Source organism: Magnetococcales bacterium (genome assembly GCA_015228935.1).
GTDB lineage: Bacteria > Pseudomonadota > Magnetococcia > Magnetococcales > DC0425bin3 > HA3dbin3.
In genome coordinates this window covers 18,762-42,219 of sequence record JADGCO010000034.1, presented here as the reverse complement: position 1 = coordinate 42,219, position 23,458 = coordinate 18,762, and the positions used below count along the sequence as shown (strand labels likewise).

At 53.1% G+C, this 23,458-nt stretch carries 19 protein-coding genes; 13 read left to right on the top strand and 6 right to left on the bottom strand.

Going from position 1 to position 23,458, the window contains the following annotated elements; genetic code table 11:
- The 6 genes from HQL65_10095 to HQL65_10070 all read left to right on the top strand — a co-directional run.
- On the top strand, positions 1 to 455 hold a 455-nt coding region (locus tag HQL65_10095), incomplete at its 5' end, for a hypothetical protein (protein ID MBF0136580.1).
- Positions 456 to 662: 207 nt separating this feature from the next.
- Positions 663 to 2,144, top strand: a complete 1,482-nt coding sequence (locus HQL65_10090) for a hypothetical protein (GenBank protein ID MBF0136579.1) — start codon at positions 663 to 665, stop codon at positions 2,142 to 2,144.
- 250 nt (positions 2,145 to 2,394) lie between these two features.
- Positions 2,395 to 3,186 (top strand): hypothetical protein, encoded by a 792-nt coding sequence (locus HQL65_10085; protein MBF0136578.1) that lies wholly within the window; start codon positions 2,395 to 2,397, stop codon positions 3,184 to 3,186.
- A 568-nt stretch (positions 3,187 to 3,754) separates the two neighbouring features.
- A complete protein-coding gene (ppk2, locus tag HQL65_10080; protein ID MBF0136577.1) occupies positions 3,755 to 4,669 on the top strand; it encodes a polyphosphate kinase 2 in 915 nt (304 codons plus the stop codon).
- Positions 4,670 to 4,867: 198 nt separating this feature from the next.
- Positions 4,868 to 6,505 carry an alpha-D-glucose phosphate-specific phosphoglucomutase gene (locus HQL65_10075; GenBank protein ID MBF0136576.1) on the top strand — a complete coding sequence of 546 codons (1,638 nt, stop codon included), beginning with the start codon at positions 4,868 to 4,870 and terminating at the stop codon, positions 6,503 to 6,505.
- A 172-nt stretch (positions 6,506 to 6,677) separates the two neighbouring features.
- Positions 6,678 to 7,451 carry a hypothetical protein gene (locus tag HQL65_10070; GenBank protein MBF0136575.1) on the top strand — a complete coding sequence of 258 codons (774 nt, stop codon included), beginning with the start codon at positions 6,678 to 6,680 and terminating at the stop codon, positions 7,449 to 7,451.
- Between the two features lie 5 nt (positions 7,452 to 7,456).
- Here HQL65_10070 and HQL65_10065 read toward each other — a convergent pair whose 3' ends face one another.
- The 3 genes from HQL65_10065 to HQL65_10055 all read right to left on the bottom strand — a co-directional run bounded on the left by HQL65_10065 (position 7,457) and on the right by HQL65_10055 (position 12,731).
- Positions 7,457 to 8,344, bottom strand: a complete 888-nt coding sequence (locus HQL65_10065) for an MBL fold metallo-hydrolase (GenBank protein ID MBF0136574.1) — start codon at positions 8,342 to 8,344, stop codon at positions 7,457 to 7,459.
- An 18-nt stretch (positions 8,345 to 8,362) separates the two neighbouring features.
- The gene (locus tag HQL65_10060; GenBank protein MBF0136573.1) at positions 8,363 to 9,214 is read right to left on the bottom strand and encodes an HDOD domain-containing protein; all 852 of its coding nucleotides are present in this window, start codon (positions 9,212 to 9,214) and stop codon (positions 8,363 to 8,365) included.
- Positions 9,215 to 9,368: 154 nt separating this feature from the next.
- Positions 9,369 to 12,731, bottom strand: a complete 3,363-nt coding sequence (locus HQL65_10055) for a cyclic nucleotide-binding domain-containing protein (protein ID MBF0136572.1) — start codon at positions 12,729 to 12,731, stop codon at positions 9,369 to 9,371.
- A 170-nt stretch (positions 12,732 to 12,901) separates the two neighbouring features.
- Here HQL65_10055 and HQL65_10050 point away from each other — a divergent pair, with 170 nt between their 5' ends.
- On the top strand, positions 12,902 to 13,336 hold the full coding sequence (locus tag HQL65_10050; protein MBF0136571.1) for a hypothetical protein: 435 nt from the start codon (positions 12,902 to 12,904) through the stop codon (positions 13,334 to 13,336).
- A 159-nt stretch (positions 13,337 to 13,495) separates the two neighbouring features.
- Here HQL65_10050 and HQL65_10045 read toward each other — a convergent pair whose 3' ends face one another.
- On the bottom strand, positions 13,496 to 16,039 hold the full coding sequence (locus HQL65_10045) for a DNA internalization-related competence protein ComEC/Rec2 (protein MBF0136570.1): 2,544 nt from the start codon (positions 16,037 to 16,039) through the stop codon (positions 13,496 to 13,498).
- Positions 16,040 to 16,627: 588 nt separating this feature from the next.
- On the opposite strand from HQL65_10045, the gene HQL65_10040 reads away from it, so the two are divergent.
- The 6 genes from HQL65_10040 to HQL65_10015 all read left to right on the top strand — a co-directional run bounded on the left by HQL65_10040 (position 16,628) and on the right by HQL65_10015 (position 22,034).
- Positions 16,628 to 16,894 carry a hypothetical protein gene (locus HQL65_10040; GenBank protein ID MBF0136569.1) on the top strand — a complete coding sequence of 89 codons (267 nt, stop codon included), beginning with the start codon at positions 16,628 to 16,630 and terminating at the stop codon, positions 16,892 to 16,894.
- 325 nt (positions 16,895 to 17,219) lie between these two features.
- Positions 17,220 to 18,071: a polyphosphate kinase 2 gene (ppk2, locus tag HQL65_10035; GenBank protein ID MBF0136568.1), complete on the top strand. Its 852-nt coding sequence runs from the start codon at positions 17,220 to 17,222 to the stop codon at positions 18,069 to 18,071.
- Positions 18,072 to 18,074: 3 nt separating this feature from the next.
- Complete coding sequence (locus HQL65_10030) at positions 18,075 to 19,292, top strand: AAA family ATPase (GenBank protein MBF0136567.1); 1,218 nt, start codon at positions 18,075 to 18,077, stop codon at positions 19,290 to 19,292.
- Complete coding sequence (locus tag HQL65_10025) at positions 19,282 to 19,800, top strand: hypothetical protein (GenBank protein MBF0136566.1); 519 nt, start codon at positions 19,282 to 19,284, stop codon at positions 19,798 to 19,800. Before HQL65_10030 ends, HQL65_10025 begins: the two co-directional genes overlap by 11 nt.
- A 27-nt stretch (positions 19,801 to 19,827) precedes the next feature.
- On the top strand, positions 19,828 to 20,520 hold the full coding sequence (locus HQL65_10020; protein MBF0136565.1) for a cytidylate kinase-like family protein: 693 nt from the start codon (positions 19,828 to 19,830) through the stop codon (positions 20,518 to 20,520).
- 359 nt (positions 20,521 to 20,879) lie between these two features.
- Positions 20,880 to 22,034: a glycosyltransferase gene (locus HQL65_10015; GenBank protein MBF0136564.1), complete on the top strand. Its 1,155-nt coding sequence runs from the start codon at positions 20,880 to 20,882 to the stop codon at positions 22,032 to 22,034.
- Positions 22,035 to 22,040: 6 nt separating this feature from the next.
- Here HQL65_10015 and HQL65_10010 read toward each other — a convergent pair whose 3' ends face one another.
- Both HQL65_10010 and HQL65_10005 read right to left on the bottom strand, forming a co-directional pair.
- Positions 22,041 to 22,670, bottom strand: a complete 630-nt coding sequence (locus HQL65_10010; GenBank protein ID MBF0136563.1) for a hypothetical protein — start codon at positions 22,668 to 22,670, stop codon at positions 22,041 to 22,043.
- Between the two features lie 28 nt (positions 22,671 to 22,698).
- Positions 22,699 to 23,349 carry a protein-L-isoaspartate O-methyltransferase gene (locus tag HQL65_10005; GenBank protein ID MBF0136562.1) on the bottom strand — a complete coding sequence of 217 codons (651 nt, stop codon included), beginning with the start codon at positions 23,347 to 23,349 and terminating at the stop codon, positions 22,699 to 22,701.
- Positions 23,350 to 23,458: the final 109 nt, after the last annotated feature.

The window sequence follows — 23,458 nt, the reverse complement described above, 5'->3', positions numbered from 1 at the left end:
TGAAAAGTAGCTTATCCGCGATGGTCGTTTGTCGGATTCACGCTGAACCAGTACATGAGCATAATGCCAGTCAGAATAATTTTCATGGCAAGAAAAATAATCAATCGGGTGATTCATCACTGAACCGGCCTGTTCTGTTGGAAAAAGCAAAAGAGTTTTGTGACAAGTATCTGTCCAACGAAAACTATAAACTGCCCAGAATGCCCTGGATTCCAGGAGATCAGGATGGATTATGCGATGCAGGTGTCACACAAATCTCAACAGGAAATTCGAATGATGTGTCGGGTCATCGCCAGGCATGGATTGATACATTCAACCGAATCATCGAGCCTTTCATTGATGTTGATACAAAAAAATGGAGGGAGGATATCTCTTTTCGCTTTATATCTCCAGACGAGGAGGTAAAAAAAGATCTGGAAAGTTTTGAGGACAAGGCAGTAAAGAGTCAAGCATAAGCATGTCTGTTCGTGTTTCTTTCAGGTTGGGCACTATTTTAAGTATATAACTGTAATTATGTAAGAATAAATTACTATAAAAGTGACTTGCGTTTGGGCTAACGGTCGATTAGATTATTGTAGGAATGGCGGTGCTGAAATAACTTGGCAAAGCCAATAACCGAAAAGGGCGAATCTCCGTTAACAACCAGAGCGGAACGGAAAATAATGAACTCACGCCTTTCAGAGATGCCTCACCGCCATGATGGTCTGGCGTGCGCAGTCGATACGCTTGGATCAATCGATTCTGAAGGGTTTTTTAATATCCCGGTCATGACCTGGCAAAGGGTTTGCTCGGGTCTGGTGCCGAACGACATGAATGTCATGCTCTCTTTTACGGAGGAGTTGCTGAGCATTCGCAGCCGTTTTTTTTGCCGGGCAGTCGGTACTCCCCTGGATCGGGCCTTGACGAAGCGGGTCAATTTCCCGCCGTGTAACAACGATGCTTCTCCGGCCAGTGAAGGGGTCGTCAACACAGCGGCACTCCAGGAGTGGCAGTTGGTAAATGGGAGTAAACTGGACTATTTTTCTGGTTACGAAACAGACAGACAAAAGCAGATCCCGAAAGATTATTCCCAACAAGGTGTCGTCAGATCTGATCAATATGTTTTGGAACTGCGCCACATCGCGACACAAAAAAAATTTACGGTCTCGGTTTGGGGCAGTATTGAAGTTTGCAAACGCAGCAGCAGTTCATTATTGCGAGTGTCCATTGCCGTGTTGCAGGTCGAAGGAAGGCCGTGTGTCGGTCTCAATCAACAACAGGTGCGTGCCGTCAAAGCACTTTTTAAAAATTATCTGACAGAAATGTCAGAGATCGTCTTTACTGATTATCAGTATTGCCTGGGGGAAAAAAAACGTGTGAATATTGGACGCATGTGTATCGCCAAGATCAGCCAAATGGTATTGGCTGTTGGCCATTCACACCCCGAGCGCACTTCCTTGTTTCAGGGAGCTGGACGGGAACCAGAGAGAGTGCCGACGCTGGCTTTCATCAAGGAAGGAGAGTCGGGAACAGTTTCTCGCAACGACTTGGCGCTACTCTTCTCGGTTCTGATTGATGGCCATGGCGCAGCAGGTTTGACAAGCGAAACGCAGGAACAATTGTCAGCAGCTTTGGGTACATCCATGTCCATGCCATCTCCGGAAACGCAAAAAATGATCCATGAAGCGATCATACAATCGACCCGGAACTGGCAAAAATTTTGTCCCGCATGGATTTATAGTCTGTTGCACTCTGCCAAAGACGAAACTGCCGATGAAAGTACCCGTCTTTCTTCAGAATCTGTTCTGTCCACAGCCGTGGATTATCTGCAACGAAATCGGCAGCTTCGGCAACGAGGCATGGAGTGGTCGGAAAATCGACAATTGGGACAGGAGTCGTTCAAGAGTGTCGGGTTCAGCCAGTTGTGTTTGACTGGAATCCATAATTCTTTGTTGAAACAAGAGTATGGACATATGGTCCTTGATCAGGTGGCCATCAGTGAGGATTCAGTCAATTCTGAAAATTATACACAACGCCTTGATCTACTAAAGGATTCCCCACCCTGGAACCAGGAAAGCGAAATGATCTCCTGGGGGCGTTTTGTGTCACCGTCCCGTGCTGATGCAGCCCAGCGATATCATTCTTTAAGGTATCTTCGCCAATAAAATCAATGAATATGAATGGATTGTCTAATGGATTTCCCGTTCGCATAATCCATCTGTTTGGTTTTTTACCAAAAATTTTTAATTTTATTAAAGCATGGCCGCTTTGAGATGTTTTGTAGGCAAGAATTGTCGATTATGATTAATTTTTATGGTGTTTGCATATTTTTAACAAATTAACCCCCATCTGTCTGGATTAGAATGCTCTGGAATGGCATTTATTGTGTCTGTTTAACAATTGGAAGATACCGCCATGTGTCGTGTTCAAGACTCTCCGTCTAAAATTACTAAACCATTCAGGCTATATCCTGCCAAACCCGGAGAGGGGCGTCTCATAGAAAATAGAAATCAAATGAGATGTTGTTATCGTTACCTTACTTCTGGTACAAATGGCGTACACGAAGGTGACGAAGGGTGGGTTTATATTGCGGGAACAAAAATATTGCCAAAATTAACCATTGATCATCCAAAAAATTTGTTCGACCGCAATAAAAATTATTGCCCTGACATTAAAAATGAAAAAAACGAGGAAAAACAGAAATATTATTGTCTTGATCAGGATTTTTTGCTTAGCCGCGCTTTTAAATTCCATGCTGATTCAGGACAGGATGTGTTTCCTGAAGATTTAATACATCCAAGTTTTTACAAAACCTTTACCGAGTTTGGTTATATAGCAGACAGCAAATCCATCAGGTTCCAATTGGTCGGACAACTACCGTCCGGGAACCTGACTGGTGGTAAACTGGTTCCCGTGACCCATTGTTGCCGTAATCATTTATTTGCTGATGGTGATTGTCTGGAACGTCCCTGTCTTACCAACAGCACATGGAAAAGTGCCTGGAAATTTGATTCAGTTAAAGTCAACACAAGTCCGGATTGGCTGCCAATAGTAGTCCAATTATCAATAGAAATTGAAGAAGTGGTGCAAGTCGCACAAAAATTCGTGGAACAATGCAAGAAACGAGACAATACAATATCGGAAAACCTTCATGCATTTGTTGAAGAAGCAATCAACCCTATTATTCCTGCCGCTGAAAAAAACTAACGATCCATTTGTTCAAGCCATTCAAGGCGCCCTTCGTGAAGCCGAAACTGAGAAACATTCACGAAATCCAGACAACACCCCCGCCGAGAACACGATCGAAGATTGCCACATTTCTGGCTCACAAAACAAAGAATCCGAGTTGCCAACTAATTCTGGTTAAATTCGGCCCGCAGTTTGTTCGCACATCGGCCCAAACACAAACACACGACCGGAGCGAATGAAAAGCAAAAGCTTTTCTCCCGCCGGAACGTCGGTCCCCTTTCCCCCCGGCGATCCCGTTCACAGCATCTCGCCCAGAACCAACTGCAACCATCGACAGAAACTGCCCATAATGGTAATGGTTTGTTGAGTGGAACCATGAAAATGGGTACTCAGGTCAAGGTAGGCAGCCGTTTCTGCCAGAAAAAATTGACTGTTGCCTGCCTTCGGGACGCTTGACGAGACAAAAAAGGAACATCTTATGACACATATTTCAGTTGATATGGTTGACGATGAAGAAGACACCGAGAAACATCAAGAAAATAGTGATCGCAACAAGAAGAAAAAGAAAAACAAAAACAAGGAAAACATGAAGAAAAAGGAAAAGAAAATAAACGTAGAAAAAAAAGAGGATGACAAAAGCAACGTGACGCCACATCAAAAACCGGAGGGGAAACATCAAAAAGATGTTTCCAACAAGGTTTTTGAAAAGCAGATGGCCATTTTCCAGGTGGAGCTGGTCAAACTCCAGGAGTGGATCCGGCAGAAACAGCTCAAGGTTGTCGTCATCTTCGAGGGACGCGATGCCGCCGGCAAGGGTGGGGTCATCAAACGCATCATGGAGCGGCTCAATCCACGTATCGTCAAGGTGGTCGCCCTGGGTACGCCTTCCACCCGGGAAAAAAATCAGTGGTATTTTCAGAGGTATGTCCCGCATCTACCCACAAAAGGCGAAATGGTCATGTTCGACCGGAGCTGGTACAACCGCGCCGGTGTGGAACGGGTCATGGGATTTTGTACGGAAGATGAATACCGGGAATTTCTCCGTTCCTGCCCTGAATTCGAACGCATGCTGGTCAGATCGGGCATCATCCTGATCAAATACTGGTTTTCAGTCAGTGATGATGTGCAGGAGAAACGCTTTCAGGAACGGGTCCGGGACCCGCGCAAACGGTGGAAGCTCAGCGAAATGGACGTGGAATCCCGCAACCGTTGGGTGGAGTATTCCCGGGCCAAGGATGAAATGTTCGCCCACACCGACATCAAACAAGCCCCCTGGTATGTGGTGGATGCCGATCACAAAAAACGGTCGCGCCTCAACTGCATCAGCCATCTGTTGCGCATGATTCCCTACGAAGATCTGACCCCCAAGCCCATCAAACTTCCGCCGCGCAAGACCAATGAAGGGTACGTCCGCCCCCCCATCACAGACCAGACTTTCGTTTGGGATTATGATGCCTCGGAAGAGGAAATCAACCAGAACATGCTTCGTAACCGATCTTGATGCCAATGGTGTCCAATCAGGAAGCGCACCTGCCGAGACAAGGGGGGTGCGCGTTCCGTTTTGGACAAAAGATGTGTGCCGACATGGCCCACCAGGGGTTGGGAAACGGACCACATCTGAATTATACTGAGAGACATTCAGGACACAGAAACATGCGGTCCGCCCTGTTCCCTACCCTGCTGCGAGAGGAAGTTTGTCATGGCCGTCAAATCCGTTGCCACCACCCCCTTCACCGATCAAAAACCCGGCACGTCGGGTCTGCGCAAAAAGGTCACCGTGTTTCAAGGGACCCATTATTTGGAAAATTTTGTCCAGTCCATTTTTGATTCACTGGAAGGATTTCAGGGCCAGACCCTGGTCGTCGGCGGCGATGGTCGTTATCACAATCGCCACGCCATCGCCACCATCCTGCGCATGGCGGCGGCCAATGGTTTTGGACGGGTTCTGGTGGGACAGGGAGGGGTTCTGTCCACACCCGCAGCGTCCTGTGTCATCCGCAAGCGCAAGGCGTTTGGCGGCATCATCCTTTCGGCCAGCCACAATCCAGGTGGCCCGGATGGCGACTTTGGCATCAAGTACAATACCGGCAATGGCGGACCTGCCCCGGAAAAAGTCACCGACGCCATCTACGAACACAGCAAACGCATCTCTTCCTACAAAATTCTGGATGAAGCAGGAACCATCGACCTGGACACCCTGGGTGACCGGAAACTGGGCAACATGACCATCACGGTCATCGATTCCGTTGCCGACTATGCGGAATTGATGGAATCCCTGTTCGATTTCAAAGCCATCGCCGACCTGTTCCGCAGCGGCGGTTTTGGCATGCGCTTCGATGCCATGCATGCCGTGACCGGCCCTTATGCCAAAAAAATTCTGGAAGAGCGTCTGGGTGCCCCGGCAGGCACGGTCATGAATGGCGTGGTCAAGGAGGATTTTGGCGGCGGTCATCCCGATCCCAATCTGACCTATGCCGAAGAACTCGTTGAAATCATGATGGGATCTCATGCCCTTGAGTTCGGTGCCGCTTCCGATGGCGATGGTGACCGCAACATGATTCTGGGCAAACGCTTTTTCGTCACCCCCAGCGACAGTCTGGCGGTGCTGGCCGACAATGCCCATCTGGTTCCGGGCTATCAAAAGGGGCTGGCAGGCGTGGCACGCTCCATGCCAACGAGCGGTGCCGTGGATCGCGTGGCCAAAGTCAAGGGATTTGGCTGCTACGAAACCCCCACCGGCTGGAAATTTTTCGGCAACCTCCTGGATGCCGGACGGGCCACCCTGTGTGGCGAAGAGAGTTTCGGTACCGGCTCGGACCATGTGCGGGAAAAAGATGGTCTGTGGGCCGTTCTCTTCTGGCTCAATGTGCTGGCCAAACGCCGCGAATCGGTCGAAGCCATTCTGCGTTCCCATTGGCAACAGTATGGCCGCACCTTCTATTCGCGCCATGACTACGAAGAGGTCGATTCTGCCGCTGCCAAAGGGTTGATGGACGATCTGATCAAGCGCTTCGCCACCCTCCCCGGACAAAGTTTCGAGGGACGCAAGATTGTCCTGGCCGATGATTTCGGCTACACCGATCCCGTGGATGGCAGTGTCTCCACCAGACAGGGAATTCGCATCGGCTTCGAAGATGGTTCCCGTATCGTGTTCCGGCTCTCCGGAACCGGCACCAAAGGAGCCACCTTGCGCATCTATCTGGAGCGGTATGAACCCGATGCGGCACGACATGGCCTGGATGCCCAGGAAGCCCTGGCCGATCTGATTCGCATTGCCGACAAGTTGGCAGGGATCAAACAACGCACCGGCAGGGAACGCCCGACAGTGATCACCTGATCAAATGGAATGAAAAACGTATCTATTCAGCCCCCCATTGAAAATGTTTGAAAAACTGGGATGGGGGTCCAGGGGGGAGCGGCTCTGCCCTTCCCCCTGGCGGGGTTTGGGGCAAAGCCCCAACAAAGCCTTTCATATCAAGTCTTTTTTTTGCAAGGGTTCTGAATAGATCATGAAACTTGATCTGAATTTGTTTACAAATTTTTGCAGCAATCATATCGATGATACACCATTTTTCAATACGATTGAATCGTTGCATGAACAGGTTGGACTCGATATTTTCAATTCAATAAAAGTCTTTTGTCATCACGGCCCGTTCATTCACAATCGAATGCAATTTTATCAAAAAGTTGCTGCCTCTCTTGTCAGTTACCCATTCACATTTTATTATACCAGGGGACTGGCGGACGGCTATCTGAAAAGTATCCAGCTCAGTGATGCAGACTGCCTGTTGCAATTTGAACACGATTGGGTATTCATCCAGGGCAGGTTGCGTCATGACTTGTTGACCATATGTCAGTCGATGCAAAACAATTCCATTCCCTATGTGAGATTCAATCGATTTCCAAACCAGTCTACCACCGTGGAAACCTTGTCTGCCGTGCCGGACTGTGTTGGAGACGTGCCGTTTTGCAAAACGACGCAGTTTTCAAACAATCCCCATTTGCTTGACAGGGAACACGCCCGATTGACATACATGCCGTTGATCAATATCAAGAAAGCCCGCTCTTCCGGTATAGAAGAAAACATTACGAGACAATACAGGGAAGGATGGATCTATGGAGACCTGCTTCAGGAACCCGTCATTCTGCATACGGATGGGAAGAAATATATGAAAAACCTGGGCAAGGGCACTTTTTTCGATAAAATTTATTTAAGTATTCTCAAACACAGGACAAAATGGATGGCCCGCTTTGCTTTGGGACACAGCGGACGATTTCCCTGACATTTCTACACCTCAAATATCAACCCTTCCCGGGCCAGGTGATAGACGGGATCACCGGGTTGTCTAGGGTGGCGTTCCATGGCTTCCTGAAACACCTTTTCGAGGGCGGCATCGGACCGGGTTGGTTCGTGGTGGGTAAAAAAGAGGTGTTTGGCACCGGTTTCCCGCCCGAGGTGAATACTCGTATCGAAGGTACCATGCCCCCACCCCTTTTTGGTTTTGTACTCCTCCGGGGTATAGCTTGTATCGGCAATCAGGACATCGACACCCCGAATAAATTCCGTGATGGATTGGTGTTTCTGGTCCATGAGTGTCTGATATTCCGGGAAACCATCATCTTCAATATCGTAGACATTGGTCATGGGTTCATGGTCACCGGTAAAAAAGACCGACTTGCCACGGCATTCGACCCGATAGCCAAAATTGAGGACCGGATGGTTCATGAAAATATTGGTCACCCTGGCCGAACCCACCTGGATGGTTTGTCGTTCCCGCAAGGTGACATAGTGCATGTTGGCTTGCAGCTCTGCCTCCCGGACCGGAAAATAGCAATACTCCATCTGGCGCGACAAAACCTCCCGGAGATCGCCATTGTTGATGGGATCGAACGCTCCGTGCAGACGGACCGTATTGCCGGGAATGAAGGTGGGAATAAAAAAAGGCAGACCCTGGATATGATCCCAATGGGTGTGGGTGATGAATATGTGACAGGTCAGAGGGAGTTCACCGAACAAGGTGTGCGAAAGCGGAAAAATGCCGGTTCCGGCATCGAGGATGATCAAATCATTTTCGTCGGTACGGATTTCGATGCAGGTGGTATTGCCTCCATACTTGATGGTTTGGGGGCCAGGACAGGCGATGGAACCGCGCACACCCCAAAAACGGATTTTCAAAGGTCACTCTCCCAACGATTATAGACGGATGAAAACCTGTGCTTTTTTCATCTCTTCATCCAGGTTTCCCAGGGATTGCAACAACGCATCCGCATCCATGCCGAACCGATTCAGGACAGCAGGGGAGAGAGGTTCAAGAGTTGAATTGCCCGCATCGCCAAAGCGCAACTGTTTGGTGATTCGGTTGGCGACCTGGACGCAGTGGAGCATGCAAGAGTCTGGTGCCGTGGCAGGGTCGGCGTGATGACTGCGGATGGCCGTCACCAGGTCAGGGGGAAGATGCCATTTTTCTCCAAGCAGGGAACCAATTTCCGTGTGATCTGCACCAATCAGATCTCTTTCCACCAGGTGCAGGGAAATTCCCTGGACTCGCGCTCTCTCCAAAACCTCCTGAAACTCTCCCGGCATGAACTGAGAAAAAAGAACCTTGCCGAAATCGTGCAATAACCCGGCCACAAAATAGTCGGTCAGTTCCGGTTCAGGCACGGCGAGCTTGCGGGCCAGGAGTTTGGCCACGGTTCCCACACCCACCGAGTGGAGCAAAAACTGGTTGGTATGCAATCCGCCGTGGTCCAACTGCGGCAACATACCTCGCGTGGCCACGCTCAAGGCCAGATTTTTGATGGTGTTCATGCCCAGAAACACCACGGCCTGGTTGATCGAAGCGACCTGGCGCGGAAATCCAAAATAGACTGAATTGACCAGTTTCAGGATTTTGAGCGTCATGACCGGATCGTGATTGATGATCCGGATCAGCTCTTTGTGGCTGTAGTTCAAATCCGAAGTCAATTGCAGGACACGATGCACACTTTTGGGAAAAGCGGGCATTTTGTCCACCATTTTGATCAGCTTTTGATACAGTTCTCCCATGTGGCGTGCAACCGGACCAAAACCCGCAGTCAAGGTGACCACAGGTCGGGCATTGAGGTTAAAGACGGACTCTTTTGATAAGGTACCCGGCAACTCCCCCCCAATACAATGCTTTTTTGTCGTTTTCGCAGAAAACATCCCCTGCTGCGATCCATCATGATTTCGGTTCCTTTTGGGTTACGCGCTGATGGAGTTCCCGCAGGCGGCGACAGAGCATGCGAATGATGTTACGGGCAACCGAGGGTTCAATGGCCATGATTTCGTCAAATACCTGACCGTCGATGCGATAATGACGCACGTCGCCAACGGCTGCGACCGTGGCCGAGCGGGGTTCCGGATCCAGCAAGGCCAATTCACCAAACACATCCCCTTCGTGCATGACCGCCACTTCGTTGCCGTTGACGATCACCCGCACCTGGCCGCTGCCGATGATGTAGAGGGCATTGCCCCACTCTCCCTGTCGCACGATTGCCTCGCCGGGCAGGGACTCCCCCTCCTCCATCCGATTGGCAATATCCATGAGGTACTCTTCCGGAATGCTGGAAAACAGCGCAATCTGTTTGAGAAAAATAATTTTCTCGATCGTGGACATGGGCATTCTCCCGCTTGCGGCACCTGTTGTGCTTCCGGCGGCCTCCACCTGGACAAGCATGCGTCGGGCCATATCGGCAACCCGGGGATCGGAATCCGCAATCAAAGTCGATAGTATTTGGCAGGCGTGGGGTGCCGGCCAGTTCAGGGCGACCCGGGCTGCGGTCTCCCGCAATACCGGATGCGCGTCGAGATGGGTCGTTGCAGCCAATTGAAAAAACACCTCCCCCCCCAGCGTGGCAGCACCATAAACCAGACTGGCACGGATCCATGGCTTGTCTCGGAGCAAAGGGGACTCTTTCAGGGTTGGCAAACGGGCCGTCAGACCCAGGCAGCGCTGGGGATGAAACGTGGCCAGACTTTGCAACCGCTCAATCGGGGGTTTTTCCTCCAGGACCGGTATCACCGGACCCTTGAGGGTCTGCGGCAATATATTATCAATGATTTCTATGGCATAGGCCCGTTTGTCCGGCTTGCCACTGGCAAATTGCATCCAGACATCCTGCAACGCCGCCTGCGGATATGAAAAGGCCAGCAGAATGAAAATCCGTTCCTGGATACGTTCCATTTCCAGTTGCATGCCATCCCTGGCCATCTGCATGGAACCCGCCTGTTCCAGGTCAATGCCGATGGCCAGCCATTCGGTAAATTGCCGCACTTCATGCAGCAACAAGGTCACCCAGTCCGGCTGGCGTTCCATGGGTACCCGGTGCTGCAAAAGGCGGAGCGCTCGCAGGGTTGCATGCCGCAAATCCGGCGTCGCCGTGGCAAGAAATGTTTCCAGAATGGACCAGGATGCAGCCACCGGCATCTGTCCCAGAATGGCGATGACCCGCATTTTGACCCAATCCGGACTCTGATCCGCTGTCAGGAGATGTTCCAGATCGGGAACAACCCCCGGTCCGGCCGCCACCAACAGGACCTCGGCCTTGCGGGTGGTGTCGCGATTCTGGAGATGCACCAGGGCGGCTTTTTGCAATCTGGGTACCGAGGCCAGTCGGGTAGCCGCTTCCAGGGCGGCATGACGCACGGAGAGATCCGGATCGTTCAGCAGGCGCAATAAAATTCGATAGAGATGACTGTCGGCGACCTCTTCCACCACCTTGGCCGCCATGCGGCGGCGTTCGGGATGGGCGGAGGCGGCGGCCTGCAACAAATCGGCCCCGGCCACAATAATTCCTTCGATACCGCAGTGCTTGAGCATGGCCACCAGGGCATCGCACTGCACCTGGGGATTGGGATCACGCACATAGGGGGTGATCGTTTCCATGGCATCCGCCTCACCCACGGCAGCCAGGGCGCGCAAGAGACATCCCTGCACCTTGGGATCCTTTTCCACGGCCAGGCGCGTTTGCACGGCCTCCCAGGAAGCGACCAGTTGGCGGCGTTCCACCACACTGGCGGTGGCACTGCGCATGGCGGCATGCGGATGGTCGAGCAGCCGGGGAATATCCTCCTCCAGGTGGCGATCACGTTCCCGATCCAGCCATTGCAGGCAATACAGGCTGTAAGAAAGCTTTGGACTGAAGAGTCCCCGGCGCAACAAGGCCAGGCTGGCCTCGTCCCTGGCCAGAAAAGCCTCGCTGCCAAGACGTTGACACTCCAGGGCACGTCCCAGGGCCGCCACGTAGTGAACGTGTAACCGCCAGGCTGTAAAGAGCCACAACGATATCACAAGCAGGGAGGTGGCCGTCAGTTCCCGGGCCGTAAAGCCCAGCCCCTTGTTGCACCAGAGCAATACCAGACCAGCCACCCCGCCGGCCACCGGTTCCACGACAGATTCCACCACCACCTGAATGCCGGTGCGTCGCCTGGGTGAAAGGGGCTGAAAAAGCGTCAGCAGAACCCCTTTGTGAATGGCTTCGGAGCCTAGATTTTCAAGGAGTTTATTGCCACTGGTCATCATCAGGAACAGCCAGCCGGTGTTGCCCACGGCCCAACCAGCCGTGACCACGGCCAGGCTTCCAACCAGCAGGGCCAGAGCCGGCAATAAAATCGCCACCCGGATACCCAGCCGATTGAAGACAAAATCCGAGAACAGCCATCGATAGAGGAGTCCCACCATGGCCACGGTGGCATTGTAGGATCCCATGTAGGAGGAGAGGGCATCCTCGGTGGGAAAATGCATTTCCACACTGTCGTAAAAGGCGTTATCGATGAAATGATAGGCAACGACGCCGATGGCGCTCAGGGCGAGAATGAACAGAATGTAGGTTCGATCCGGACCATCACCGATGCCCACAGGCTCCTCTTCCTGCCCCTCGTCGGCATTGCCAGCCACATGCGGGACCAGATGCCTGAACATGGCCGATACCAGCCAGATCCCCAGGAGGCAACTCAGGGCAGAGAGCAACAAAAGACCTGGCGTCCCCAACAGATTGACCCAAAACGGCGTGAATATCCCACCCGCCACGATGGCCAACAGCTCCCCGATCCCGATCAGGCCAAAAGCACGTTTGCTTTGTCGCATGTCCAGGAGACGCCCCGCCAACCCCCACAAGACCAGGCTGGTCAGCACCCACTCCACGCTCTCCCAGACCTCCGCCACAAAGGCAACCCACCGGTATCCATGCTGCCAACCGAGCCATATCGTCCCCAGAACCGCCACATTCACCAACAGGGTGCCTGTCAGAAGGGTCGCATAGCGCAGGTTGCGTTCACAGCGCAGATAAAACGCACCGATGGCCGGCGTGATGATGGCCAGACCGAGATACACATAGGGCAGAGAGTCGGCACCGTAGGTTTGAATGAAAAAGGCATTGACCGCCGCCGACGTAAAGGCCTTGGGCAGGCCACCGATCAAAAATGCCAGGACAAACAATCCCGACACCAGACGCTGTTCCCGGGTAAACTCCCGCCAGGCCTTGTATGGATTGAAAACCAATGAAAAATGGGATGTCACCATGGCCATGAGATGCAAGTCCATGAGATTTGGCTCAACGTGATGGCACGATTGCAGCAGGTATTGCAGGATCTTTTCGGCAAGAGAGCGCCATTGCACCAGATCATTTTGGTTGGAATCGGCAGTTTACCACGGACTCTCTGGTTGGAAACCGGATTTGGGTACTCTGACCTCTTCTGGAGGAGTTGATCAACATGGTATACATGGCATATGGCCCGGGTCGGCGCACGGCACACGCGACACGCCCTGTGGATTGGCCCCCGAGGAACAGGCAAACCATACCCAGAAGATGGTTGGGTCTTGTCCTGGGCTGCCTGTTTTTGCTCCTGCTGCTTGCCGCCCCGAACGATCTTCTGGCCAATCCCGAAGCATCCTGGACCGGGGATGGCCGCACGGCTGGCCAGCGGGCAGAAGACATGATCATCGATGGCCTGATCTGCCGCCCCCTGGGTCTGGTGGCATCGGTGGTAGGGGTGGCCTTTTATACTGTCTCGCTGCCCTTCAGTCTGGCTGGCGGCAATGCCGGTCAGGCCGCCCGAGAACTTGTGGTCAGACCTCTCCAGTTCACCTTTACCCGTCCCCTCGGCGAACCTGAGTGCAAGGATCCCCGGGAGTATCCCCGCAGATGAAACATCCGGGCCGGATAACCGGCCAACTCTTTCACCTTGACCCGTTCCCTCGGCGAACCTGAGTGCAAACTCACCCAGGGACAGCCCCGCAGATGACAAGGCCATTTCGGATAACCGGCCAACCCAACCATGCAACCCAAGCGGGTCCCCACATTTCCGTCATAACCCATCCACCTTTTCCAGGCGGCGACCATCCGAACGAAAGACGACCGTACCATCCAGATCCGTTCGCCAGATTCTGGCTTTGGTCGCAGCCCAGCGTTGCAGGGTATCCTCTTTGGGAAATCCATAACGATTGTTTCTGCCGACACTGAACACCACATGGTCAGGATGGACACCCTGGACAAAATCCGGGGTACTGGAGCCGGAACTGCCGTGATGAGGAGCCAATGTCAGTGCCACCGGTACCAATGCGCCATTGCGCACCAGCCACTTTTCGCCAGCCTTTTGAATGTCACCCGGGAATAGCACCCGTTGCGTGCCGTGCGTCACTTCCAGAACCAGGGAGTGGTCGTTATCCTGCCTGGCACCACCTCCCGGATAAGGTGGCAGAATGCGAAAATCCAGGCCATCCGCTTGCAGCGTCACTTCCGTCTGAAAGCGACGGATGGTGACACCCTGCCGGTCAGCCATGGCCAGAATCTGTCGATAATCGGTCCGTTCGTTCTCATCCCGGGGAAACGATCCCAACCAGAGTTCGCCAATCGGAAAATTGCGCAACAGGCGGGTGGCTCCGGCCATATGGTCCTGTTGCGGGTGGCTCAACACGAGGCGCTCCAGTTTTCGCACTCCCTGGTACCAGAGGTAGGCGGAGATGATGGATTCGCCGACATTGAAGCGGGCCGTCGCCGGACCGCCGGCATCGATGACCGACCACCCCCCGGTCGGGGCGTGCAACAGGACGCTTTGTCCCTGTTGCACATCCAGCACCGTCACCTGCATGGATCCCGGAGGCGGCGCGGGATGGGGCCAGAACCAGCCTCCGACCAGCAACACCAGGCAACCCAGGCGTCGCCAGACACCCCGCCCCACGACTCCGCCCACCATGGCCAGCACCATGAGAACCGTGCCCGGCAAGGTCGGGCCTGGCAGGCGCAGCCAGGCCCCCGGCAAATCGCTGATCCAGACCGCCCAGCGATCAAACAGCTCCAGACTCCAGCCCATGAGGGTCAATACCCAACCGCCTGCCGTATTTGATACGGGCAACAACAGCAAACCGATCATGCCCAATGGAACCGCCACCACCCCCACCCAGGGAATGGCCGGAATATTGGCCAGCATGCCGTAGGGTGACGCCTGATGAAAATGGTGTGCCGTGACCGGCGTCAGCACGCAGCCGATGGCAACGGTCGAGAGCAGCATGGTCACCGGATAGTTCCACCAGCCCGAGGCATATTTTCTTTCAGTCACCACCAGCAGGGTGGCCACGGCCAGAAATGACAGTTGAAACCCGGCCTGAAACAGTTGGTGAGGCTGCAACAACAGAATCAGGATGGCGGCCATTCCCAGGGCACGCCAGGATTGATTGCCCCGGCCCAGCGCCATGGCCAGCAGGTACATGGCAATCATGATGGCTGCCCTTTGCGTAGCCACCGACCACCCGGCCAGGGCTGCATAGCCCAGCGTCAACAGCAGGGCACCCATGGCGGCAAACCGTTTGACATCCCAACGACGTGCCAGGGGCATCACCAGGAGCAGGATGCGCCGCAGGCCAAAAAACATCCAGCCGGCCACCAGCCCCAGATTCGATCCTGAAATGGCCACCAGGTGAATCAGGCCGGCACTGCGCATGGTTTCATTCTGTTGCTCGGTGATGCGGCCCCGTTTGCCGACCAGGATCCCCTCCACCAATCCTTGTTGATGCGGGGGAATGTGGTCGGTCACCCATCCGGAAATGCGTTGGCGCATACGGTTGACGCGCCACTGGCCGGTCTGTTCCACCACCCGGGGAGATTCCAGGGTATATCCTGAGGCCTTCACCCCCTGCCGGCGCATGAAGTCTCCGTAGGAGAATACGCCTGGAACCCGATAATCCGTCCAGGGACGCACGCTGGCCACACCTGCAATCCGATCCCCCGGAAGGAGATCAACGGCCTGCCGATAAACGGTCAATTGGACCCATCCTGGCACCTCGGTCTGTTCCCGGTGCCAGTCAACGTTTGCCGCTCCCGACACCTCGGTCTGTTTCTTGTTCAGGTCAACGTTTGCCGTTCCCGACACCTCGGTCTTTTTCATGTTCAGGTCAACGTTTGCCGCTCCCGACACCTCGGTCTGTTTCTTGTTCAGGTCAACGTTTTCCGATACCGACACCTCGGTCTGTTTCTGGTGCAAGTCAACGTTTTCCGATCCCGGCTTCCTGGCCTCTTCCTGGTCCCAACGAAAATCCTCCAACAGCAGTTGCACCGAATCATCCCGATCATTGCGATCTACGACCATGGCGACAAAGGGCTTGCCTCCCTTGCCCACCGCAGGCTCCCAGTGGGGATGCAGCGCCTGCCAATCCTCCCAGGCCGCTGCCGCCAGACCCAGCCCAAGACCCAGGATCAGCCGCCGCCAGCGTGCATATCCGTCTGGAGCCTGTCGCCAAGCCAGGTACGTTGCCAGCCCAACCATGCCGCGCACGGCCCAAAGATCCCCCTCCCCGACCGGAACATGCAGGTTCAATAAAATTCCCAGCAACATGGCCAGCAACAACAAACCCATCCCGGTCTCTCCGCCGCATCTTGAACCTTGCGGCCCACCAGAAGTCCGCTTCGTGGAGTGGATTTCGTAAGAGATAACGTTCGATCACCCGGGATCGACCCCAATCCATATCCAATTTTCGCCCACTATTCCGCGTGAAATGGTACCACACATCAGCCAGCCCGGGTCAGGAGACACGGTCAACGTAGGAGCCTACGAATTGCCTCTCTCCCGAATTTTTCCTCTTACCACCTCATCCCTTTTCTACACTAAAATATATTAATCAACACATCAAATCGTGTCGATCCTGACAGTTCGTGACAGGGGCTTTTTTGACCATTTTTCGAGCCTCCACGCTATCCTTTGGAAGAAAAACAGATTTTTTCGTAGTGACTTACGGATAAATTTATTTTAGTATCGATAAATTTTTAAAAAAACAGGGTGTTGCGGCCCTTTTTGCCGGAGAATTACATGAAATCAATGGAGTGATAAAATATTTTCATTTTACGTTAATATATTGTATTTATTATGAAATATTTTTCTTGCGTGACTACGGTTCACCCCTATAATGGAGACGTTACTGAGATCGTCTGCCCGTTGGAGGTTACCATGCATGAAGAAAAGCCCCTGATCAAAAACCCGATGGTCCTCATCTTCGTAGGTGGAGTGATTGTCATGTTGTTCACGCTCTTTGGGGTTGTCATCAACCCGGGAGAGATCATCCGCGAAGACGTTCGTCTGGGACCGGTCATTGCAGCCAGCCGAATCCTGATACCCATTTTTGCCACGGTCGGTGTGGTTTATTTTCTTTCGACCGTGAAAAAGTGCGAGGCATGTGGACGGATTCTTTTCTGGAAACAGAAAAAGCCCCATTGATCAACCCTTGGTCGGACCACTTGTTCCGTACTGGTTGATGCCATGCCGCAGGATTATCGATATGGATATCATGACCCGGATGCGGATCCGGTAACGATCCTGATGAGCAGATGAACGATGTGCCGGGTTCTGCTGCATGTAGAATAAAATCAAGAAATTCTGTAACAAATAATCGTTTGAATTCGGACGCGGGATCACCTGAGAGGGTGATCCCTTTTTTGTTTGCAGGCTACCCAACCAATTTGCTGGAACTCGGAACCTGGGTGGGGTTATGATGGAGGACCAGGGATGAAGGTACCAAAAGCCGCAACCGGAGCCAGACCGCATGCACATGGATGATCAACCCGCCCAGATTGAACCCCTTTCGGATACCTTGCCCGATGCAGAAACTGCCCTGCACTCCCGGGAAGCTGCCCATCCGAAGTTCCGCCGCATGATCGATCAGGATTATCAACAGATCATGGCCCCGTTGCATATTGAATTGCTCAAGATGCAAAACTGGGTCAAGGAGAAGGGTCTGCGGGTGGTGGCCATTTTCGAGGGACGGGATGCGTCCGGCAAGGGTGGAACCATCAAGCGCTTCATCGAACACATGAATCCACGTGGCTGTCGCGTGGTCGCACTGGACAAACCGAGTGACAAGGAACGCTCCCAGTGGTATTTCCAGCGCTATGTGGCCCATCTGCCGTCTGCCGGGGAAATTTGTTTCTTTGACCGCAGTTGGTACAATCGCTCCGGTGTCGAACGGGTCATGGGTTTTTGTTCCAAGGATGAGGTGCGGGAATTTTTGCGCTCGGTCCCCGAATTCGAACGCATGCTGGTGGCCTCCGGTATCATTCTGTATAAATTCTACTTTTCGGTCAGCAAGGAGGAGCAGTTACGCCGCTTCAACCGCCGCATGACCGATCCTCTCAAGCAATGGAAATTGAGTCCGGTGGACCGTGAATCCCAGGACAAATGGCAGGCCTATACCAAGGCCAAGGAGGATATGTTTTTCTACTCCTCCACGGCGGAAGCCCCCTGGATGATCGTCAAGTCAGACGACAAAAAACGGGCCAGGATCAACAGTATTCGTTATTTTTTGAGCCAGCTCGACTATCCGGGCAAGGTCCGCTCTCTTTTGAACTACGACCGGCGTATCGTGCGCACCGTCAAGGAAGAGACGGGTGTCGATTGAGCCATGCTCAAGGAACTCCATCTCAGGCATTGGAAAAGCTTTCGCGACGCAACCCTGCACATCGATCCTTTGACCGTCCTGATCGGCACGAATGCCAGTGGCAAATCCAACATTGTCGATGCCCTGCTCTTCATGCAGAGGGTTGTCTCTGGCATTGACCCGACCCAGGCCCTGAATGGTACCGAAAACCTCCCCCCCGTGCGCGGCGGCCTCAAGTGGGCTGTCACTCGCGGGCATCACGATTTTTTTCTTTCTGGCGTTTTTGATGCCGACGAAACGCAGAAAAATTCTTCACTCGATTTTGTCTATTCCATTGATGCTCGTATACAGGCCAACAAGTGCGACCTGAAATCCCTTTATAATGTGCGTCAATATTTGGATTCTCATATGAATAATAACTTTCAAGAATGTTCGTTGGCTGAATATATATTGGATAAAAAAAGCCGTCATGTTGCCAGAAAAATACGTCAGGATACAAACTCTCGCACCCCCTTGAAAGGGTACCATCAATTATTAATAGATGTTTTTAAAAACATTTTCATACTAAACCCAACCCCCCCTCGTATGCGGGAATATTCGACCATTACCGACATCATGCAACCTGATGCATCAAATACTGCCAGTGTTATGGCATCCATGGATTTGGATAGCCTGAATAAATTTAATGAACTAATTAAAAAATACCTGAAATATTTACCAGATGGTGATATTCATCGCATCTGGGCCGAACAGGAAGGACCTGATCTGAACTGTTTCATCATCAAGTGCGAAGAAAAATGGCATGATGGCAATGGGACAACTCAAACCATGGATGCCCGCAGTATGTCCGATGGCACCCTGCGGCTGTTGGCCATTCTGACGGCTCTGTTTACCCGTCCTCCCGGTTCGCTCCTGGTCATTGAAGATGTGGATCAAGGCCTGCACCCTTCCCGGGCCGGAATACTCGTGCAAATGCTCAAGGAAGAAGGCAAAAACCGGGGAGTGGATCTCCTGGTGACAACACACAATCCGGCCTTGCTCGATGCCATGGGACCGGACATGTTGCCTTACATCACGGTCGTGCATCGGGATCCGGATACCGGAGAAAGCCGCCTGACCCTGCTGGAAGAGGCACCCCAATTGGCCAAACTCCTGGCCTATGGACCGGTCGGTCGCCTGGCCACCTCGGGTCGTATCGAAGAGGCCTTGCGAACCCGTGGAACCAAAGCCCATGGCGAATAAGGCATTGATCTTCGATACCAGCGTCTTCTGCTGCCTGTTGCAGGTCCCGGGAAAAGAAACTTGTGGCCCTGAAGGAGATGTGTGGGATCACAAAAGAATATCAAATCAGATTGCCCGTGAAGAAAAAGAAGGATCGACTTTCGTCCTGCCCCTGGCTACGATCATCGAAACGGGCAACCATATCAGCCAATGCAAAGGGGATCGTCACAGCTTGGCCCGGGAACTGGGAAAATACATTCGCGACACAGCCGAGGGAAACACCCCCTGGGCGGCCTTTGTCGCCCAAACCAATCTTTGGGAACGCGACACATTGCTCTCATTGGCAGACAATTGGCCCGACATGGCCACACAGGGAATTTCCCTGGGAGACGCCACAATTGTCGATGTTGCCGATTACTACGCACAGACAGGCTGCACCGTGGAAATTCTGACCGGCGACCTGGGATTGAAAAGCCATCAGCCGACTCCCCCCCTGCATAAATCCATTCCACGGCGTCGCAACCGATAAACAACCCCCCTCCGAGGAGATCGCCTAATGGCCAAAGACACCATGGACGTGATTCACTCCATTCTCTCTGCCAATCAATACCAGCCTCCCCAGAAAACCGATGTCGGGGTCCTGGCCAAACCCCTGGTGACCATCTCCCGCATGTATGGTGCCAACGGCAGTGCGATTGCCAATCTGTTGGCCGAAACCCTGGGGGTCCAACTCTATGATCGGGAACTCCTCAAGGCCGTGGTCAAAGAGGCCAAAGGCAACGCCCACATCATGGAACAACTCGACGAACGTGCCACCACCGCCATGGATGACATCATCCAGGGCTTTTTCGTGGACAAGGGAAGTGCCAACAGCAATTTTTTCCGCTACATGGTCAAGGTGATCCTGGGCATCAGCTCCTCGGGCGGGGTGATTGTCGGCCGCGGGGCACACCTTGTGATCCCCACCAATCGACCCACCCTCCGGGTCCGCATCGAAGGCTCCCTGGACATGTGTACCAAACGGGTGGCCAAACGCCTCGAAATCAAGGAACGCAAAGCCGAAAAAATAATCATTGAAAAAAATCGCGACCGGGACAAATTTGTCGAAAAAATTGCCAGCAAATACCCAAACCCCCGGGCCTACTACGATCTGACCATCAATACGGACTTTTTCGAACCCGAACGGGTGGTGCGCATCATCCTGGTCGCCCTGCGTGAAATCGGTTTTCCGGTGCCGACCCTGGTTTGAACCGCTGCTCCCTTGAAAAGTGCAGTTTAAGGAAAGGCAGTTTGAAAAAGAGGCCATGATCATCCATTCGGCCACGGTGAGTGTTTTCTCGAAAAACCTGCAATACGTCTGACTCTTGGCGCTGAACAACGCGCCAAGAGTCAGACCATGGCCCGCCCCCTGGGATTTTTTTGCAAACAGCGCAAAAAAATCCTGGGAAAAGGGGGGCGTAAAAAAACAGCATGGGGCTCCGCCCCATACCCCGCCAGGACTCTGTCCTGGACCTGCCAGGGAGCCAGCCCCCTGGACCCCAATTACAGAATGGCCGAAACGATGATCAAGGCCAAGTTTCTCGTATATAATAAAACAGAGTCGATCCCATGCGCTGCCTGATCATCAAACTGCGTCGGTTTGATTATTATGACGACCTCCGCAAGGCCTGTACCGACAATGGCATCCATGCGGTCACGGAATATTGTGAATCCGTTGCAGACAGTGAAAATATTTTACTGGCCATAGACCGTTTCCGCCCCGACTTCATCCTGAATCACCCGATGTTTTCAATCGTTGTCTCCCGCATCGGGGCGGCAAAAAGCATCCCGGTTCTGCATTGGGTGGTCGATAAATGCCTTAATAATAAATACTTTCAAACAGACCTGTACAACAAGACCGATTTCATATTCCTGACATATCGCGATGATGCCGAAAAACTGGCCGCACTGGGCGTCAAGGCCAAATACCTTCCCAATGCCTGCAACATCGAACCGGTCGCTCCTCAGGTGGCAGAACAACCCTACGGTGTCAGTTTTGTCGGCACGATTGAAATGGGCGAAAACAACTATTATCGCCGCTCCGCAGAATTGGCCCGGATGAAACTCAACCAGGAATCCCCCGACCAGACACCCCTGTTCGAACACATGCTGGCAGCCTGCGACGCCATTCTCCAACAACAGAATGCAGCCTCCAAAGAGTTTCGCTACATTCTGCCGGAGCTGGTCGCCAGGGCGTATGGACAAAAAGGGAACATTCTTCAGGTATCAGGTCTGCAACCAGATGATTTGACGCTTCTTCTGACCAAGGAAGCCGCCTTCAAGCAAAGGCGACATTTTTTCCAGGCCATTCCGCATCTGGAGGCTTTCGGTCCTCCGGATTGGCAGCAAGCCGAACTTCCCAACGTCCATTACCGGGGCGCACTCCCCTTGCGCACTTCCGGAAAGGTTTTTGCCGCCAGTCGCATCAATCTTTCCCTCACCAGAATATATGCCCTGGATGGCCTGAGTGACCGCCTGTTCAACGTTCTTGCGGCCCGGGGATTCCTGCTTGCCAACCGCCAGACGACCCTCTCCGAAATATTTCAGGAGGGGATTGATCTGGAGACTTACGCCACGGTCGAGGAACTCCTCGACAAAATCCGTTTCTACGAAAACCACCCGCTGGCCAGAGAGAAAATCGCCCGACACGGACAGGAAAACGTTGCCAGGAACCACACTTTCACCAATCGGATCCGGGAGATGCTGACCCTGATATCCGGGTGATCCACCTTATTTTTTGCCACTCTGTGACTTCAAAAAGGCGATGATGCGGTCCGACTCTTCCTGGGTGGGATAGACTCTTCCCATGCTTTTCATGTGGTTTTTCATACGTTGCACCACCTCGCGCCAATCCTTGACCTCGTGTTGGGCCGGGGATGGCAACTGATGGCACTGGTTGCAGATTTTCACGAAGTCAACGGCACCCGCTTCCTGCATGGGAACTTCATTCGCCTTGATACTTTTGAGAGAATTGGCAACGAAATAGGCAAACATGATCTGGCTTTCGCCATAGTGCGGGACCAGAAAATTCTTGAATTGCGCCCGCATGATCTGCATGCGCCACATCATCCGCCAAAATACCTGGTTCCACTCTTCATGGGTGTGCATGCCCGGACCGGGATGGTTATGGCATTGACCACAATACTTGAGTGACGCTTTGGCCCCGGGAGATTCAGAGTCCTTGATATCACCCAGATCGAGAGAGGGCAGGAGGCCACCCATGTTGCCAAAGTGGAGATACTCCTGTTCGGGCACGGGTTCTGGTGTGGGCGAGGCGTCTGCGGCAACGGCACGCTCCGAGGCAAAAGCCACCAGAAAACAGGCGGCAAACCCGACCAGCAAACAACGCAATTGGCTCATTGTCAGTTTCCGTAATGAGAGGCAGGCGTCAAATCTGGAACGTGGAGGAACACTCCAGCCCAGGCAGCGACGTCGTGACGGTTTCAAAGAGAAATTCCTCTGGGCCACCACTTCCCGAGAATCGTTTGGCATGCATGACGGGTGCCCGGGACGGGCCGACGATGGCAACCAGGTTGCCATCACGCGCCAATTGTTGTCGGCAGGAGGCGGGAACTTCATGGACCGCGCCACAGAAGAGAATACCCCTGAAGGGAGCCTCTTCGGGCCAGCCGGACTGGTATTCCTGGACACGCCAGGCAACTTCTGTCCCGGCGGTAGCCTCCTGACCCTGGGCGGCCAGGACCGGATCGGATTCCAGGGCACAGACCTGCGCCCCCATTCCGGCAAGGAGAGCCGCTTCATAGCCGGTGCCAGCCCCGACCACAAGCACCTTGTCGCCCTTGCCACACTCCAGGGCCTGAATCAACCAGGCGATTTGGAGAGGAAGCAGACAGCAACGCCCGGACCAACCCAGTGGGATCGGATAATCCGAATAGGCAAATTCCCGATATGCGGCATCGAAAAACCGTTCTCTCGGGATCGAACCCAGGAGCGCCAACAAATCGGGATTGGTCACCCGATTGGGAAGCACCTGGGATTGCACCATGTTCTTTCGTGCGCGTGCCAAGTCAGGTGACATGCCTTCAGGTTCCTCATTCGGTTACAGGGGTGGTTTGGTCCACACTTACTACCCCATCTCGCCGAACAATGCAATACCGGCATATTGGAACCGGGCAATTTTCCGCGAC